13 protein-coding genes and 2 pseudogenes are annotated in these 15687 nt (G+C 56.0%); 7 read left to right on the top strand and 8 right to left on the bottom strand.

Annotation, left to right across the window (positions count from 1 at the left end):
• Window positions 1–62: 62 nt before the first annotated feature.
• From AO277_RS29855 to AO277_RS03985, 3 genes and pseudogenes are all read left to right on the top strand, one after another.
• A pseudogene (locus AO277_RS29855) lies at window positions 63–848 on the top strand (MCP four helix bundle domain-containing protein); the annotation flags it as partial.
• Window positions 843–1706 (top strand): methyl-accepting chemotaxis protein, encoded by an 864-nt coding sequence (locus AO277_RS29850; RefSeq protein WP_414702789.1) that lies wholly within the window; start codon window positions 843–845, stop codon window positions 1704–1706. The pseudogene AO277_RS29855 and the gene AO277_RS29850, both read left to right, overlap by 6 nt.
• A 138-nt stretch (window positions 1707–1844) precedes the next feature.
• Window positions 1845–2726 carry a CAP domain-containing protein gene (locus tag AO277_RS03985; protein WP_044319607.1) on the top strand — a complete coding sequence of 294 codons (882 nt, stop codon included), beginning with the start codon at window positions 1845–1847 and terminating at the stop codon, window positions 2724–2726.
• Window positions 2727–2754: 28 nt separating this feature from the next.
• Here the strand turns inward: AO277_RS03985 and AO277_RS03980 are convergent, their stop codons facing one another.
• The 3 genes from AO277_RS03980 to AO277_RS03970 all read right to left on the bottom strand — a co-directional run bounded on the left by AO277_RS03980 (window position 2755) and on the right by AO277_RS03970 (window position 5768).
• Window positions 2755–3183, bottom strand: a complete 429-nt coding sequence (locus AO277_RS03980) for a nuclear transport factor 2 family protein (protein ID WP_044319610.1) — start codon at window positions 3181–3183, stop codon at window positions 2755–2757.
• Window positions 3184–3324: 141 nt separating this feature from the next.
• Window positions 3325–4953: a methyl-accepting chemotaxis protein gene (locus AO277_RS03975; RefSeq protein WP_044319606.1), complete on the bottom strand. Its 1629-nt coding sequence runs from the start codon at window positions 4951–4953 to the stop codon at window positions 3325–3327.
• A 185-nt stretch (window positions 4954–5138) separates the two neighbouring features.
• A complete protein-coding gene (locus AO277_RS03970; RefSeq protein WP_044319605.1) occupies window positions 5139–5768 on the bottom strand; it encodes a TetR/AcrR family transcriptional regulator in 630 nt (209 codons plus the stop codon).
• A 224-nt stretch (window positions 5769–5992) separates the two neighbouring features.
• Here AO277_RS03970 and AO277_RS03965 point away from each other — a divergent pair, with 224 nt between their 5' ends.
• Window positions 5993–6511 (top strand): DUF3237 domain-containing protein, encoded by a 519-nt coding sequence (locus AO277_RS03965; RefSeq protein ID WP_044319604.1) that lies wholly within the window; start codon window positions 5993–5995, stop codon window positions 6509–6511.
• Window positions 6512–6569: 58 nt separating this feature from the next.
• Here AO277_RS03965 and AO277_RS03960 read toward each other — a convergent pair whose 3' ends face one another.
• The 3 genes from AO277_RS03960 to AO277_RS03950 all read right to left on the bottom strand — a co-directional run bounded on the left by AO277_RS03960 (window position 6570) and on the right by AO277_RS03950 (window position 10237).
• Window positions 6570–8690 (bottom strand): TonB-dependent siderophore receptor, encoded by a 2121-nt coding sequence (locus tag AO277_RS03960; protein WP_002554163.1) that lies wholly within the window; start codon window positions 8688–8690, stop codon window positions 6570–6572.
• A 110-nt stretch (window positions 8691–8800) separates the two neighbouring features.
• Window positions 8801–9238, bottom strand: a complete 438-nt coding sequence (locus AO277_RS03955; protein WP_002554162.1) for a GNAT family acetyltransferase — start codon at window positions 9236–9238, stop codon at window positions 8801–8803.
• Between the two features lie 54 nt (window positions 9239–9292).
• The gene (locus AO277_RS03950; protein WP_002554161.1) at window positions 9293–10237 is read right to left on the bottom strand and encodes an alpha/beta hydrolase; all 945 of its coding nucleotides are present in this window, start codon (window positions 10235–10237) and stop codon (window positions 9293–9295) included.
• A gap of 363 nt (window positions 10238–10600) precedes the next feature.
• On the opposite strand from AO277_RS03950, the gene AO277_RS03945 reads away from it, so the two are divergent.
• From AO277_RS03945 to AO277_RS03935, 3 genes are all read left to right on the top strand, one after another.
• Window positions 10601–11083: a GNAT family N-acetyltransferase gene (locus tag AO277_RS03945; RefSeq protein WP_002554160.1), complete on the top strand. Its 483-nt coding sequence runs from the start codon at window positions 10601–10603 to the stop codon at window positions 11081–11083.
• Window positions 11084–11542: 459 nt separating this feature from the next.
• Window positions 11543–11803 carry a DUF1652 domain-containing protein gene (locus AO277_RS03940; protein WP_002554159.1) on the top strand — a complete coding sequence of 87 codons (261 nt, stop codon included), beginning with the start codon at window positions 11543–11545 and terminating at the stop codon, window positions 11801–11803.
• A 667-nt stretch (window positions 11804–12470) separates the two neighbouring features.
• On the top strand, window positions 12471–13871 hold the full coding sequence (locus AO277_RS03935; RefSeq protein WP_044319603.1) for a pyridine nucleotide-disulfide oxidoreductase: 1401 nt from the start codon (window positions 12471–12473) through the stop codon (window positions 13869–13871).
• Window positions 13872–13979: 108 nt separating this feature from the next.
• Here AO277_RS03935 and csrA read toward each other — a convergent pair whose 3' ends face one another.
• Complete coding sequence (gene csrA, locus AO277_RS03930) at window positions 13980–14168, bottom strand: carbon storage regulator CsrA (RefSeq protein ID WP_002554157.1); 189 nt, start codon at window positions 14166–14168, stop codon at window positions 13980–13982.
• A 558-nt stretch (window positions 14169–14726) separates the two neighbouring features.
• A pseudogene (locus tag AO277_RS03925) lies at window positions 14727–15623 on the bottom strand (GntT/GntP/DsdX family permease); the annotation flags it as partial.
• Window positions 15624–15687 lie beyond the last annotated feature (64 nt).

Raw genomic sequence — 15687 nt, 5'->3', positions numbered from 1 at the left:
CCGAGCTGGTAAAACAAGGGCCTGCCTGACGGCAGGCCCTAACCAGCCCGAACACAAAAAAACTGATACTCCCCCTGCGTCAGTCCAAGTTTTCGACCAAGCTTCTTTCGGCATTCATTGTTTGTGCACTGATCACACTGACCGTTGGCGGCCTGGGCATGGTCGGGGTTACCCGCTTGGGCAACGCGCTTGAGCTTACCTTTTCCAACAACCTTGTTTCTGTCAGCAACACTAATGAAACGCTGACCAGCCTCACCGCTCACAACCGTGGACTGTACCGTTTGCTGGATGCGCAGGATGGCGGTGTTCCTGAAGCCGACAAGGAACGTGTTCGACAGGCGTTGAGCGAAGATCTGGCTCGCGCACAGAGGATATTCGCGATTTACCGTGCCACGCCGCTGGAAGATGACGAGCGTGCCGCCGGTGACCAGTTTGAGCTGATGATGCCCGACTACGTTGCCGGAGCCCAGCAGGTTGTCGATCTGATCAAGGCCGGTGATTACGACGCTGCCCGCACCCGACTGAACACACTGTCTTCGGAAGGCTTTACCAAGGTGCGCAGCTATTTGCGCACTATGATCGATTCCAACAACCGTCAGATCAAAGAGGGTGCTGCGGCTGCTGCCGATCTGCGGAATTCTTCGGTGATGATGCTTGAAATCGGCGTAGTCATCGCCTTTCTGGTGGCAATCATGTTGGGGCTGTTGATCACCCGCATGATTACCCGGCCGTTGGCGGTCGCGGTAGCAAGTGCTCAGCGCATTGCCGGTGGCGACCTGACCCAACCGATTGTTTCTGATCGTGGCGATGAGGCCGGACAACTGCTGGACGCACTGTCCGACATGCAGACCGGTCTGAAAAATACCATTCAACAAATTGCCAGTGCTTCAGACCAGTTAGCCTCTGCTGCCGAAGAATTGAGCGCCGTTACCGATGAAAGCACCCGCGGACTGACTCGCCAGAACGACGAAATCCAGCAGGCTGCGACTGCCGTGAATCAGATGACTGCTGCCGTGGAAGAAGTGGCGCGTAATGCGGTGTCGACGTCCGAGGCGTCGAAGGCTGCAACCGATGATGCAGTCGATGGACGTGGTCAGGTGGATCATACGGTCAAGGGCATCACCACCATGGTGCACGAGATCACCGAGTCCACCGGCGCTGTATCAGAACTGGCCGGGCATGTGCGGGAGATCAGCAAGGTGCTGGACGTGATTCGCAGTATCGCCGAACAGACCAACCTGCTGGCGCTGAATGCCGCCATCGAAGCCGCGCGTGCCGGCGAACAGGGTCGTGGTTTTGCGGTGGTGGCTGATGAGGTTCGTGCCCTGGCACACCGTACCCAGGCCTCGACAGTGGAAATCGAAGGCATGATCAGCACCGTGCAGTCCGGAGCCGATGGCGCCGTTGCTGCGATGGGCAAGAGCCTGTCACTGGCCACCCACACTCAGGAGCTGGCGCTGCGTGCCGGTGCCGCGCTGGAAAAAATCACCCTGGGTGTGGCGACCATCAACGAGCGCAACCTGGTCATTGCTTCGGCTTCCGAAGAGCAGGCCCAGGTCGCCCGCGAGGTGGACCGCAACCTGATCAACATTCAGGACCTTTCGACCCAGAGCGCCGCAGGTGCCAACCAGACCAGCGCTTCGAGCCAGGAACTGTCGCGACTGGCCACCTCGTTCAATTCGCTGGTCGCCACCTTCAAGCTTTGAGTCGTCTCGCCAAATTACTGTCTGGCGCACGTCTTTGCCTTTTCGGTGGCTAATTTCCGCACTGACATGAAAAAGGCGTTGCGCCCGACCGGGTCATTTCGCGCATCATAGGCGGACTCAGCCCGAGAGAGACTTTTCATGCCTGTCATTTTCAACACCCTGCGCCTGTCGCTCCCGAGAGTATCGTTATCATTTGTGGCCGTGCTGTGCTGTGGAATCTTTGCCAGTGCTGCGTTGGCCAGCGACGATACGCAACTGATCGAATCCATCAACGCCTATCGTGGTCAGGCACCGCGCTGTGGCGAGCAGGTATCCATGGAACTGCCGCCACTGACCAGTGATGCACGTCTGGTGCTGCCCGCCAGTGGCAATCTGGACCTGCAACAGGCGCTGACGCGTGCCTCCTATCCAATGGTCACTGTGCAGGCGATCAGTCTGTCCGGCCCAAATGACGCTGACTCGGCACTTAAAGCGGTGCTGGAGAGTTTTTGCCGAGTAGTGCTGGACCCGCAATTTGTCGACATCGGGGTTAGCCGGCAGGGGCGAGACTGGCGCATTGTCCTGGCACGCTCGCTGGTGGCTTCGCGTCTTGGCGATTGGCAGGTAGAAGGGCAAAAAATTCTGGAAATGGTCAATAACGCCCGTACCCAGGCGCGTCAGTGCGGAACGCAATCCTTCGCTGCTACCACGCCTCTGGTCTGGAACGCTGTTCTGGGCAGTGCCGCACAACGTCATTCGCAGGCAATGGCTAATCAGAACTTTTTTGACCACAAGGATCGCGACGGTCGTACGCCTGGCGATCGGGCCGAACTTGCTGGCTATATAGGCCAGCAGGTCGGTGAGAACATCGCTGCAGGCCAGGACAGCGCGCGCAAGGTGGTGGATGGCTGGCTGCTGAGCCCCGGCCACTGCGCCAACCTGATGAGTCCTGATTTCCGCGAGTTGGGAGCAGCCTACGCGATGGACCCGAAAAGTGACGCAGGAATTTACTGGACGGCGATGTTCGGCACGCAGCAGTAGCGCCTGCTGCTGCCTTGAACCGGTGGGTTTAAAAGCGGAATGCCTGACGGCCGATGAGCAGCCATTGTCCATTCTGCTTTTGCCAGATCTGGAAGTTCTCGATTTCGGTCGGCACAACCTTGCCGCTATTCACTGCCTGTGCCGAGAAATGATTGCGCACCAGGGCGGTGTCGTCGGAAAGAATGATTTTCTGATTGAGCATCTTCAGTTCGTTAAAGGCGCTCTTGCCGGTCTCGATGTCTGCGATGAACGCTTTCTTGTCCTGAATGGTGCCGCTGGAGTGTCCATACGTGAGGTTGTCGGCGGTCAGCGCATTGAGTTGCTTTATGTCCTTGTGCCACATCGCTTGCGTGAGCTTGTCTACCGCCTCGGCAACATCAGTCTCGTCAGAAGTTGCCGCAGCGGCGTAGCCGGTAAACAGGCACAGAAACGCCATTAGCAGTGTCAGCTTTTTCATGTTCATCCCTTTTTCTTGTCGTTATTGAATGTGAGCGAAGCCCGCGCAGATGAGTAATTCATCTGTCGTCGTACAACTTAGATCAGGGCAGGCCATTCGACAAGGGGAGATGCCGGGAAGCGCGCTTCCCGGCGATAGAGCTTAAACGCGGAACTGCTTGGTAAGACGGTTCAGGCCTGACGCCAGCGTCGACAACTCGGCAGTGGCGATGGCGGTCTGATTGGAGCCCTCGGACGTCTGACTGGACAGGTCACGAATGCTGACCAGGCTCCTGTCGACCTCACGAGCAACCTGGGCCTGTTCTTCGGCAGCGGTAGCGATCATCAGATTGCGTTCGTTGATCTGGCTGATGGAGTCGGTAATTTCGAGTAGCGCCTTGCCGGCGCCATTGGCCATCTCCAGGGTCTTGTGTGCCTGAACGCTGGTCTGCTCCATGGCAGTGACAGCGTTGCCGGTGCCGGTCTGAATCGAGCCGACCATCTGTTCGATTTCGCGGGTCGATTGCTGGGTGCGGTGTGCCAATGCGCGTACTTCGTCCGCGACCACGGCAAAACCTCGCCCTGCTTCGCCTGCACGGGCCGCCTCGATCGCAGCGTTGAGTGCCAGCAGATTGGTTTGTTCGGCGATGGCGCGGATCACATCCAGCACCTTGCTGATGTCCGTTGCCATGACCGCCAGGCCCTGCACCTCGGTTGAGGTGATCTGAACTTTGGAGACCATCAGGTTGATCGCCGTGACAGTCTCATCGACCTGCGCACGTCCGGCCATGGCTGCGGCGCTCGATTGAGACGTCACTTCCGATGCCGATGCGGCGTTGCTGGCCACTTCCTCTACCGCCGCGCTCATCTGGTTGACGGCCGTAGCTGCCATCTCGATCTCATTGCTCTGACGCTGAATGGTGCGCGATGCATCTTCGGTGACTGCGTGCATCTCTTCGGAAGTAGCGGCCAGCTGGGTGGACGAGTCGCCGATCAGGGTCAGGGCACTGCGCAGGTTGGCTTGCATCAACGCCAGTGCGGCGATCAGTCTGGCCGCTTCATCGCTGCCGTCTTGTGGAATGTCTTTGCTCAGGTCATTGGCCGCAATGCGTTGCGCAATGTTCAGCGACTCACCGATCGGCTGAGTCAGGCTGCGGGTGTACATCCAGGCCAGCAGCAGGGTAGTAATCACGCCGACCGCGATAAAAATACTCACCATCAACAAGGTTTGCTGATAAGCAGATTCGGCTTGATCACCCGCTTTTTCCGCTTTGCTGTCGTTGATGCCGATGAGTTTTTTCAGCGTGTTTTCGACCTGATCCGCCGCAACTTTCATGTCGCCATTGGAAATGGCAACTGCCCCTTCCAGATTGCCCGCTGCAACAGAGGCCAGGTAGCGATCCTGGGCTGTTTGATAGTCGGCGTTGGCTTTGCGGAGCTCGTCGAATGCCTGACGCCCTTGAGGGGTAACGATCAGTTTGCTGAGAGAGTCCGAAAGACCGGCAGTCAGCGAGCGGGCCTGCTGAATGTCGCTAAGTGCCTTGGTCCTGCGATCCTGCGGCTCAAGGGGGTTACGAAGTCGGGCGTTATTGCCCCTGATACCGACAAACTCCCTGTCCAGAGAGCCGAGCAGTTTTACGCTGGGTAGCACGTTGGTTTCGATGAATTTTTCTGCTGTGTTGAGAAGTGCTGCCTGACGCAAAGCCAGCAGGCCCAGTGCAACGATCATCAGGCAAAAAATACCGAAGCATAAAGCCGAACGCGGTGCAAGATTGAGTTTTCGCAGGATCATTATTATTTTTCCGAAGTGGGCAATAGGCTATCGCCTTCCTTCGGGTTTTCTTGACGAGCTATACGGGCCCGGAATCGAGGTTTGAATCAGGTTGTCCGAATAAATGGTAAGCAAATATGTCACGGCCTGGCAGCTTTACATTTTAACCAGCATTTAAAGAGGGCTACCTGTCGCAGCCCGGTGAATCAGCGCTTTTCCATGCCCAGCATAAAAGTATCAATTGCTCGTTTGACCATGCTTTGAATCTGCTCGACGCTCAAGCGTGCGGGTGTTTGTTGATAGAGGCGAATATCGGTTTCCGCAGTCAGCAGCGAGGTGAGTTGCAGCGCTGCGATATGCGGATCAGTGGTACGTAGCTGGCCACGTTGCATGGCCGCATTCATCAGCGTCGTCACCGTTTGCAGGAATTCCCTGGGGCCTGAGTCATAGAACATTGTGCCGATGTCGGAGTGCCCGGATTCGGCCACTACCATGCGGTACACCGCCAACGCGCTGTCATCATTGATGAGTACCATCAACATTCGCTCCCCGAAGCGCGTGAACAGCGTTCGCAGGTCTAATTCTGCATCTGCGTCCTTGTCGACAGAGATCGCCAGTTCCGAAACGGCCTCGGCAAGATGAGCGTTTGCAACCCTGTTGACCACGGCGATGAACAGCTCCTCCTTGGAGGGGAAGTAGCTGTAGATCGTTGCTTTGGAGCCGCCCATCCGTTTGGTGACTTCATTCATCGACGCACGTTTGTAGCCCATTTCAAGGAAGACACTTGCTGCGGCATCGATGATGGCTTCGCGGCGTGCTTCAGTACGCACCTTCATTTATATCCTCAATCCCTTAGTGAACCGGGTAGTACAGTAAATGCAAAATTCTCTAGACTGGAACTGAACCGTTCGGTACGATTTCAGCCGGTTTCAAGGAGCTTACTGGAAAAGACAGCGCAGATAAATGCCGACGGATCGAGGCGTTCTATATTTTGCAAATCCGATGGCTGCGCCCAGCCATCCATTGCCCGAATTCATTCAACGATGGAGTGAAGAGGTCCATGAACATCATCGATTTCAAGAAACCCGTCAAACGCTCTTTTAGTGGTAATACGGCAGTGGTGCCTCAGCTTGAGAAAGTGCTCACCGTCATTCTGAAGACCGACGTTCCTGTGCTTATGGGCATATGCAGCGATGGACTGCGTAGCAGCAGGATTCTGGGCGGAGAGTTCCATGCCGAATATTTCAGCGGCTCGGTGCAGGCTGGCGGCAGCAGTATGCAGGTTGAATTGTCATCCGAGCTTGCCTTTCTGGACACTCGTTTCACTCTGGTCACGCAATTGGGTGAATTGATCAGCGTTGAAAGCCAGGGTGTCCTGCTCATGGACGAAGTGGGTCAGCAGGAATTGCAGAACGGGGTCTGGCCGATCAGTGACGGCCATTACCAATGCACATGCACGCCGCGCTTCAAGGTTTCCCTTGGGCCTAATGAATGGCTGGAAAAGAGCGCCTTCATTGGCAAGACCGAATACATTCAAGACAATGAAACGCTGATCAGTTTTTATCGGATGAAGTCCTGATTCATCCCATTGGTTAGGCGTGGAGCAGGCCGTTGCAGGCCTGCTCCGTTGTAACTGGTTAAAAAGTGACACTGGCGCTCAGGCGCGCGGTGCGCGGCTCGCCAACGTTGACCTGCAACTGGCTGCCTGTACTGGAGGGGTAGTACTGCTTGTCGAACAGGTTATCTACGTTCAGTTGCAGGCGCGTCTTGTAACCGGCCATCGGCACATCCCAGCGTAGAAACGCATCGGCTACGGTGTAGCTGCTCATATAGAAGGTATTGGCATCATCACCAGCGCGCTCGCCCACATAGCGTGCGCCGCCACCTGCATGCCAGTCGCCCAGACCGGACGGGACTTGCAGATGGTGGGTGAGGTACAGGCTGGCCGTATGCTTGGGTGCCTGGCTAAGACGATTGCCCTTGTTGCTTGGATCATCCAGCACTTCGGTGTGGGTGTAAGCGTAAGTGCCGATCATGTCCCAGCGCTCGGCTATGCGCCCGGTCACGTCCAGCTCCACACCTTGTGAGCCGACCTTGCCAGCTGCTTCGCTGACGCCGGTCACGCCAGTGGGGGTGACGACGTTTTTCTTCTCGATGTCGAACACCGCGAGGTTGAGGTTAAGCGCCGGTGCCAGTGCATATTTGGCACCAACTTCGTAACTGCGGCCTTCTTCCGGGTCGAAGGTCGTGCCGTCATCGTTCACATCGTCGTTGGGCACGAACGAACGGCTGTAGTTGCCGTACAGCGAGAGGTCTTCATTGACCTTGAATACCAGACCGGCCATTGGCAGAAATACATCGTCATTCTTGTCCAGATTGGTGACTCGGCTAGCACCAAGGCCTTGTTTGATGTACTGGTCATAATGCTGATAGCGACCACCCAGGACCAGAATCCAGCGGTCATTCAGGTGCCAGTTATCCTTGAGGTACAGGGAAGATGAGGTCAGTTGATTGCTCAGGTTGCTGGTGGTCGTGCTGACGACACTGGGTTCAGCCAGGCTGCCGTAGCTGGGCGAAAAGATATTGAAGCCGTTTTGAGCCGTGTTGCGGTAGGTCTTGCCACGATACTTGTCGGAGTCTTCCTGCTCGGCACCGATCAACAGATCATGTTGCTGGCCAAGAATCTCTTGCTTGCCGATGAAGTCCCAACTGGCATAACGCGTTTCATAATCATAGTGGCCGCCATTGGCCTGACGACGCAGTACACCGCTGCTGGACAATGTGCTTGGCTGGGCAATCGAGAGGCTGTAGCGGTCGTTGTTCCAGCCGTAGGTCAGACGGGTTTTCCAGTCATCACTAAGCTGATACTCGAAGCGCGCGGTTGCGGTTTCGCTGATGCCCACGGTATTGGCCCACTTTTCGTCGAGCCGCTTGTCATAGCTGATATCGGCCGGATGACCACCTGTGAACACCGTGCCGCGGTCGAACGGGCTGATGTAGTCGTTGTATTCGTAGGCGAGCGTCAGGCTGGCGCGTTCTCCGGTCCAGGACAACGAGGGCGCGATCAGGGTGTGCTGATCGACGCCATAGTTACGCCAATAGTCCTCGCTCTGACGCTCTGCCACCAGTCGGTAGGCCAGCCCGGAATCGCCCAGCGGTCCGGTGGTGTCGATGCCGAAACTGCCACCGCCTTCGCTGTAGGCCGAGCCACTGAGCGTGGTGCTTTGCACATATTGCGGTTGTTTGCTGATCACGTTGATCACGCCACCCGGCTCCATCGCGCCGTACAGCAGCGATGCCGGACCTTTGAGTACTTCAACGCGCTCGGTGGTGGCACCGAAGTTTTTCGATACCACCGAGCGTACGCCATCGCGCAGGATCGAGCCGTCGTCGTTGGTACCGAAGCCACGCTTGATCACCGAGTCCTTGGTGTTGCCCAGTGTGTTGCCCTGGCTGACGCCGCTGACAAACTTCATGGCGTCGTCCAGTGAGCGCACGTTGTAGTCGGCGATGGTCTGCGGCGTTACCACATTGACCGACTGTGCCTCCTCCTTGATCGGTACATCACTTTTGCTCGCGGTACTGGTGCTTTCGGCGCTGTAGCCTTCCCGGCCTTCGGTAGCGGCGGCGGATACCTGGGTGGCAGGCAAGGTTGCGGTTTCAGCAGCATGCACTGCGCCGCTGGCGCACATCGCCAGTGAAAGTGCGGACAGCAAAAAAGGGCCGGGACGGCGAGGGCATTGGGAGGAGGTGCTCAAGGGAAATGCTCAGCAAGGACGTTAATAGCAATAATTGTAATTTGATACTGATTCTCATGTAAATAAATGATTGAGCCCGGTGCTCTGCAAACAGGGGCCTTTTCAGGTTATCAATGACTATCGACGTTGGCGTCAATCCGCTTGCCCATGCTGATGATGGGCTCGGGCGTGTACCCCAATGTTTGATAAAAAGCCTGCACACTTTCGTTGAACGTATGAATCTGCAGATTGATCTTGACGCAGCCAAGGTCCGTAAGAGCCTGTTCTGCGTGCCTGACCAGTGCTGTTCCCAGTCCTTTGCCACGCTGGTGCGGGGCAACTGCAACCGAATACAGCCAGCCGCGATGGCCGTCGTAACCGGCAAGAATGGTCCCGGTCACGCGGCCGTCCATGACGGCGACGAAAAACAGCCGGTCCCCGACAGCCAGTTTCTTGTCGATCGACAACTCCGGACGGTTATGCGGCATGGGGTCATTGAAGACGGTCTTCCACAGTTCGATGACGGCAAGGCGGTGATGCGGGTCTGAATACTCGACAATGCAGTTCATTGCGCGGTCTCTGGGTGATGAGCCCAGAGACTACTGCGTCGTGTCCGGCCATGTCTAACCGGCGTTCTTTGACGGCTGGTCCTGTGTTGTGACCCTGGGCAGTGATGCCGGTGTATCAAGCAACGTACGGATGGCCCGACTATAAGCGGGCTGTCCGATCTGCATGCTGTTGTTGTGTGTACCGCCAGGCACCAGTATCAGCTTCTTGGGTTCCTGCGCTGCTTCGAACAGCTGCTCGCTGAAGCGTGCCGGTACGTAGCGATCCTCGGTGCCGTGCACGATCAGCACTGGCATGTGGATGTCTGCAATCTTGTCCAGAGAGTCGAACTTCTGCGACAGCAACCAGCGCACAGGCAGCGAGGTATTGGCCAGCGCTGTGGCCACATCGGCCAGGTTGGTGAAGGTGGATTCTATTATCAGCCCGCGGGCCTGAATCGGCGCGTTGCCCTTTTCTGCGTCATTGCCCAGTTCGGCTGCCAGATCCACCGCAACTGCCCCGCCCAGCGAGTGCCCATATATAAGTCTGCGTTGCGGATCGGGCTGCAGTTGTTTCAGGCGTGCCCAGGCGATGCGTGCATCTTCGTACACCGACTTCTCGGATGGCAGCTGGCCCATGCTCTGACCGAAACCCCGATAATCGATTGCCAGTATCGAGTAGCCCTGCGCCTTGAGTTGCTGGATACGGAACAACTGGCCGGTGAGGTTCCATCTTGAGCCATGCAGGTACAGCACGGCCGGGGCGTTCTTGTCCGATGCGGGCCACCACCAGGCGTGGATATTCTGCGATGGTCCAAATGACGGTGTGCTGAGTTCGATCTCCTGGACATCGGCGGGCAGGCCGCTGTACCAGCTTGCGGTGCCGGGCTCGATGCGAAACACCAGTTCGCGTTCCTTGTGCTCAAGCACTGCACAGCCGACCGGGAGGCCAATAATGATGGCTAACATGCAGACCCATTTGATCGGACGAGCCTTGAAGCGAGCCAGGGGCGAAATCGGCATAAGACGCATGATCCAGTCAACAAAGTGAAATAAATGCCGGTTCTGCGTCAGGGTTGCAAGATGAACCACCAAACATGGGTTACAGAATATTGCACAGCGGGGTTCCGGGTATGTTTTCAAGCTGAGCAATCATGATGTACACGCAAACCCCTACGCTTCAATACGTTGCGCCAAGAGGTCCGAATGCAGCGTCAACAAAGGCGCTCAATAGCACAATTCGTTATTGAGGTGCCCTTTTCGATAGCCGGGGATTATGCTGTGAAGGGACAGGCGCTGTATTTTTGTCACCAGCCGTCGCCCGAATCGCCGATCTGCTTAACGTTAACTCGCGCTTTCTTCAATTTCTTCAAGAGGTTACCGCTCATGTTCCATCACCGCCCCCTGGAAGAAAAAGACATCCCCACGATTTGCGAACTGCCGCAGAATGCCGACGAACTGTTCTACATGTTCCCCAGAGCGACTTACCCGCTGACTGCCTCGCAACTCAGCGAAGCACTGGAGACCCGACACGACTCGACCGTCATCGAGATGGATGGCGAAGTTGTCGGTTTTGCCAATTTCTCTCAATGCAAATTTCGCGGCCGTTGCTCGCTGGGTAATGTGATCATCGCTCCGAAGGCCCGCTCCAAAGGGGTAGGGCGTTACATGATTACCAGTATGATGGGGATCGCATTTGACAAGCACGAAGCGACTGAGCTGATTGCATCCTGCTACAACCATAACGTCCCCGGGTTGCTGTTTTACCCGCGGATGGGCTTTCGCCCTTATGCCATCGAAGAGAAACGCGATAAACAAGGTGCCCGGGTGGCGCTGATCCATCTGCGTCTGTCTGGCTCGGAACAGTAAGTTTTTCATGCGGGTGCACGCACGGCCATTATTGCATCGGCCCGGGCGTGCCTTTTATCTTTAACCCGTTTTTCAAGCGACTCGATAACAGTGTCTGGTTATTTTTTCAGATAACGCCGTCCCGGCAGTCGACCGTTCGTCAGTATTTATGCTGCTTTCTAGTGTGACTTCTGTACGCCGTGATTCACGTCAGGCCGTAGTACGCTGGAAATCATTACGGTGAATCGTTTTTTCTGTTGATTCTTCAATAAGGGACAGCATTAAAAGGAGCAAGGATATTCGGTTGTGGAAGTTGCTAGAGGGGCTGCGAGAGGTGTATAACTCGTTTAAGCATAACGCGAGTGACGACAGATAATTGGCGGGCTGGTCTGGGCCGTTTTTTAAAAGAGTCATCAACAATAAAAATTGTCAAAATTTGTCATGGTCGGGACATGCTTACACCCATAAGGAGATAAAGAGATGATTACGAGTGGACTGTCTGAGTTAGAACTCAGGAGTATCGTTGAACGTGCATTCCTGCCGTTGCGTTGCACCTGCACCATTGCCAACGATCAGATGACGGTGCAAATAAGCGATCCGGTGTCCGGGCGTACCCATCGTCAGACGAGCCTCCCGCTCAGCCGTATCAAGACTGTCCGGGATATCTCTGCACTGGTAGCCGGGTTGCGTGAAGAACCGGCAAAAGCCAAGGCGTCACAAGCGCATTACAGCGCTGCCTGATACTGCTTCATCCCTCTGATGCCCAGGCATCACGCAGCAGGGCCTCGATCAGTGTTGATCGGGGCCTTGTCGTTTGTGCGGTTGCCGGTTCGACTTTTTCGGGCAAAACTCGCTGCCCGATCGCACGTCAATTTAACAGCGTCGGAGTCATGCTGTTTCGGAGATGGGCGATAAAAAAATAATAGAAATTCATGAAACTTTTTAACCGTCTTGAACTGTGCGCACGTCAAGGGTTTAAAAAAGTACAAGCGCCGTGAAATCATCAGCTTATCGCGCACTATTGAACGGGTTGCTCAACGCTCTGCCTATTTGACACTTTTGCGTTTCTTTGCAACTATCCGATTGCCTCCTGAATGCGTAACGCATTGTCACGCTTTTCCACTTGATAAAAAACGCCGCCTTAAAAAACGGGCGGTAGCATTGAGCGGTTTTTTACTGCCCACTCCGCTACTTCAAGGTCCCGCCTGTTTTACGTGTTGTAACTTTCTGTAAAAAACACTGTTTCATGACGACTCATCACTTCGGTGAATGAGCCTTTGTCGGTGTTCGGTTGTATGTGTTTCGCCTCGAATCGTGCAGGGACGCTGGTTCGCCTGATCAGCCAGGCACTCGATCATCCAGAACTTCTGTGCTGCACCAACGTATGAAATGACGATGGAGCATCATCATGTTTGATAACGGTATGGAAACAACCTGCGGCTGCGTCGTCGGAGGGGCCGGGCTCGCCGGCATGGGTTTTTTGTTCAGTGCCCTGAAGACCGGCGCAATGCCCGGAATTGCCGCGAAAGGATTGGTCGTCATTGATGCAAGCGACCGGCCCGGAGCAGGCGTGCTGGGGGAGTATCGGATTACCGCCAATTCTGTGGGCGATGTATTCATCGATTGCCTGCGCGATCCGGCATTACGTGAGGTATTCGAGCCGTTGGAAAACTCGGCAGCGTATTGGCGTATCAAAGCGCAGGCACAAAGCGCGCCGCAGCTGTCTGATGCCGGTCTGCTCATGGCCGAGGCCGCCAGGCTGGTACTGGACCACATCGTGCAACGCTACGGAGTAAAAGTCTGGTCCGGTACGACCATTAATGAAGTGGTCAGTGACGGCAACACATTTTGCCTGCACGTTGACGGTCCGCACGGCAAAAGACGTGTGCGCTGCCGGGCGCTGGTACTCAATCTGGGTGGGCGTCAGGATCCACAGCACCTGATTGATGCTCTCGCCGGGCAGGGGCTGGCGCTGCCAGGCAATGTGAGTATTCAGAGCGCGGACAGGTTGCTGCGTATGAATGCGGTGCAATTACGCGAAGTGTTCGGTCCCGCGCTGGCCGGTAAAGGACGAATCACGATTGTGGGTGGCTCACACAGTGCCTTTTCAATGCTGGAAAATCTGGCAGATGCACTGGAGTTCGCGGGCTTGCAGGAACTGACGCTTATTCATCGAAGCCGCATCAGGCTGTTTTACGAAAGTGTCGAACAAGCACAGGCAGCTGGTTACCTTTTCGACGCCCAACACGATGTGTGTCCGGTATCAGGCCGAGTCAACCGCTCCGGCGGCTTGCGTTATAGAGCGCTGGACATTGGGCGCGAGGCGCTGTGTAGCGGCCGTGTCGGCAAGACGGGCGTGCGGGTGCAGATTTTTCAGACGCTGGGCGGGCGACCTGGTGACCACGAGCCGGCCCGGCTCGCGCTTGCCGACTCGGCGGTGATCGTGCAGTGCTCTGGCTATCAACCTGTGCTGCCGACGCTAAAAGATGCCGAAGGCAACTTCATCAGCCTGCGCGAGACAAAGGGCGGTCTTGAGTCCGACGCTTGCGGCTGTCCGTTGGACCAGCAGGGTCGTCGAATGAAGGGCCTGTATCTTTTTGGTCTGGGGGCCGGGCTTGGCGTCGATCCGCATCTGGGCAGTGAACCCGCCTTCGATGGACGTATCTACGGCGTCTGGCAGTTTCACCATGATGCAAGCCGAGCAGTGGTTGAGGCCGTCACCAGCAGACTGTCCTGTCCAGCTGCTGTTCCCGAGATGATCGGTATGGACTTATTCATGCAGGCAGCGCTTCACATTCAGGCGGGTTAGGCAGCAATTACAGGTAAACAGCACCATAAAAAACGGCGCCCCAGGGACGCCGTACGGCTGTCTGCCAGTAAATGGCAAATCAACATTGAATAAGGGGTACTGCAGGAATTATTGTGGGTCCTGGTTCGGAGCCAGTTCTGCCTGGATACGTTTGTAGATTTCTTCACGATGCACTGAAACATTTTTTGGTGCATTGATGCCCAGGCGGACCTGAAGCCCTTGAACGCCAAGAATGGTGACAGTGATCTCGTCACCGATGTTTATGCTTTCGCCTACTTTGCGAGTGAGTATCAACATAATCTTTTCCTTGATGGCCTCTTGAAAACGCCTCTCTCAAGAGGCTGGCGTTTGCCTTTGCGTGGTGATTGTTGCCGAGTGCATCCAAATGCATCCGTCTTATGACGTCACATGGGTGAATTAAATTCCCTCGGTTCATTTTCTTGTCATCGAGATTTGCATCTGCGATACGACGAGCGCGCCAATTCTGCCCGTTTCGACGTGAAAATGCCCGTATTTACTGGCGTCATGTAAAAAGTATCGTGAACCGCTGCACGCTGTGAGGTCGTCATCGTCTCACTCGACGAGGCGGGATAAGCCCATCTCGGCATGAGTGTAAGCGTAGGCATGACTTTGCGAGATTGCTCGGACTTTCTGAAAATTCAGTTGAAAGTGTCGAACGAGGATGTAGGAAAGGGCTGCCGGGTCGCCATCGCTACTACGCTCAGGCTTGTTGACGCTATCAGGGACACTGGGTGGCCGGTCCGGAGTGCGCGCTGTGGCGCAGAGATGCGATGTACAGCAAGGCGTTGGCCTTCGCGGGTTTCATTGCCCGCAAAGGCCCTGCCGGAGTTGGGCTTAAAGCGCCATCGACAGCAACATGATGAAGATCAGGCCGACCACCGACAGGATGGTTTCCATCACCGTCCAGGTCTTGAAGGTTTCGGCAACCGTCATGTTGAAGTACTGCTTCACCAGCCAGAAACCGGCATCGTTGACGTGCGAGAGGATCAACGAGCCGGCACCGGTTGCCAGCACCAGCAGCTCGCGGTTGACGCCAGGAATCAGGCCGACCACGGGTGCCACGATCCCTGCGCCGGTGATGGTTGCCACGGTAGCCGAACCGGTTGCAATACGGATGACGGCAGCCACCAGCCAGGCCAGCATGATCGGGTTGATCTGAGCCTGCACAGCCATGTGTCCGATCACGTCGCCCACGCCGCTGGCGACCAGCATTTGCTTGAAGCCACCGCCTGCACCCACGATCAGAACGATTGCGGCAACCGGTGCCAGGCTCTGGTCCAGTAGTTTCATGATTTTTGTACGGTCAAAGCCACGCGCCGCACCAAAGGTGTAGAACGCCAGCAAAAGCGCTGCGAGGAGGGCGCTGATCGGGTGACCGATCAGGTCCATCCAGATGCGGAACATGTTGTTTTCCGGCAACACCACGTCGGCAAAGGTCTTGAGCAGCATCAGGAAGACCGGCAGCAGGATGGTCACCAGCGTGATACCGAAGCCTGGCAGGTTCTCAGTGCTCGACTCTTTGGCAATCTGATCCATCAGTTCCTTTGAAGGAGTGCCAGGGATGCTTTTTGAAATCCAGCTACCGAAGATCGGGCCAGCGATGATGGCCGTCGGCAGTGCAACGATCAGTCCGTAGAAAATGGTCTTGCCAATGTCGGCACCGAAAATGCCGATGGCCAGCAACGGACCCGGATGTGGCGGAACCAGGCCGTGCACGGCTGACAGGCCTGAACCGCCCCGGGTTTCTCGGAGACTCCAACCTTTGAGAGGATGGAGCGATGAAAAAACTACCGAA

It is taken from the genome of Pseudomonas amygdali, from assembly GCF_002699855.1.
In the GTDB taxonomy this organism is placed as follows: domain Bacteria; phylum Pseudomonadota; class Gammaproteobacteria; order Pseudomonadales; family Pseudomonadaceae; genus Aquipseudomonas; species Aquipseudomonas amygdali.
Note: the sequence above shows the minus strand (reverse complement) of the source record. Positions and strands in the feature narration are given on the sequence as shown.

What these genes read in the sequence shown, in the direction of transcription:
- AO277_RS03975 (WP_044319606.1), bottom strand. Translation starts at nt 4,953, where the DNA reads ATGATCCTGCGAAAACTCAATCTTGCACCGCGTTCGGCTTTATGCTTC.
- AO277_RS03940 (WP_002554159.1), top strand. Translation starts at nt 11,543, where the DNA reads ATGATTACGAGTGGACTGTCTGAGTTAGAACTCAGGAGTATCGTTGAA.
- AO277_RS03965 (WP_044319604.1), top strand. Translation starts at nt 5,993, where the DNA reads ATGAACATCATCGATTTCAAGAAACCCGTCAAACGCTCTTTTAGTGGT.
- AO277_RS03935 (WP_044319603.1), top strand. Translation starts at nt 12,471, where the DNA reads ATGTTTGATAACGGTATGGAAACAACCTGCGGCTGCGTCGTCGGAGGG.
- AO277_RS03945 (WP_002554160.1), top strand. Translation starts at nt 10,601, where the DNA reads ATGTTCCATCACCGCCCCCTGGAAGAAAAAGACATCCCCACGATTTGC.
- AO277_RS03980 (WP_044319610.1), bottom strand. Translation starts at nt 3,183, where the DNA reads ATGAAAAAGCTGACACTGCTAATGGCGTTTCTGTGCCTGTTTACCGGC.
- AO277_RS03955 (WP_002554162.1), bottom strand. Translation starts at nt 9,238, where the DNA reads ATGAACTGCATTGTCGAGTATTCAGACCCGCATCACCGCCTTGCCGTC.
- AO277_RS03985 (WP_044319607.1), top strand. Translation starts at nt 1,845, where the DNA reads ATGCCTGTCATTTTCAACACCCTGCGCCTGTCGCTCCCGAGAGTATCG.
- csrA (WP_002554157.1), bottom strand. Translation starts at nt 14,168, where the DNA reads ATGTTGATACTCACTCGCAAAGTAGGCGAAAGCATAAACATCGGTGAC.
- AO277_RS03970 (WP_044319605.1), bottom strand. Translation starts at nt 5,768, where the DNA reads ATGAAGGTGCGTACTGAAGCACGCCGCGAAGCCATCATCGATGCCGCA.
- AO277_RS03950 (WP_002554161.1), bottom strand. Translation starts at nt 10,237, where the DNA reads ATGCCGATTTCGCCCCTGGCTCGCTTCAAGGCTCGTCCGATCAAATGG.
- AO277_RS29850 (WP_414702789.1), top strand. Translation starts at nt 843, where the DNA reads ATGCAGACCGGTCTGAAAAATACCATTCAACAAATTGCCAGTGCTTCA.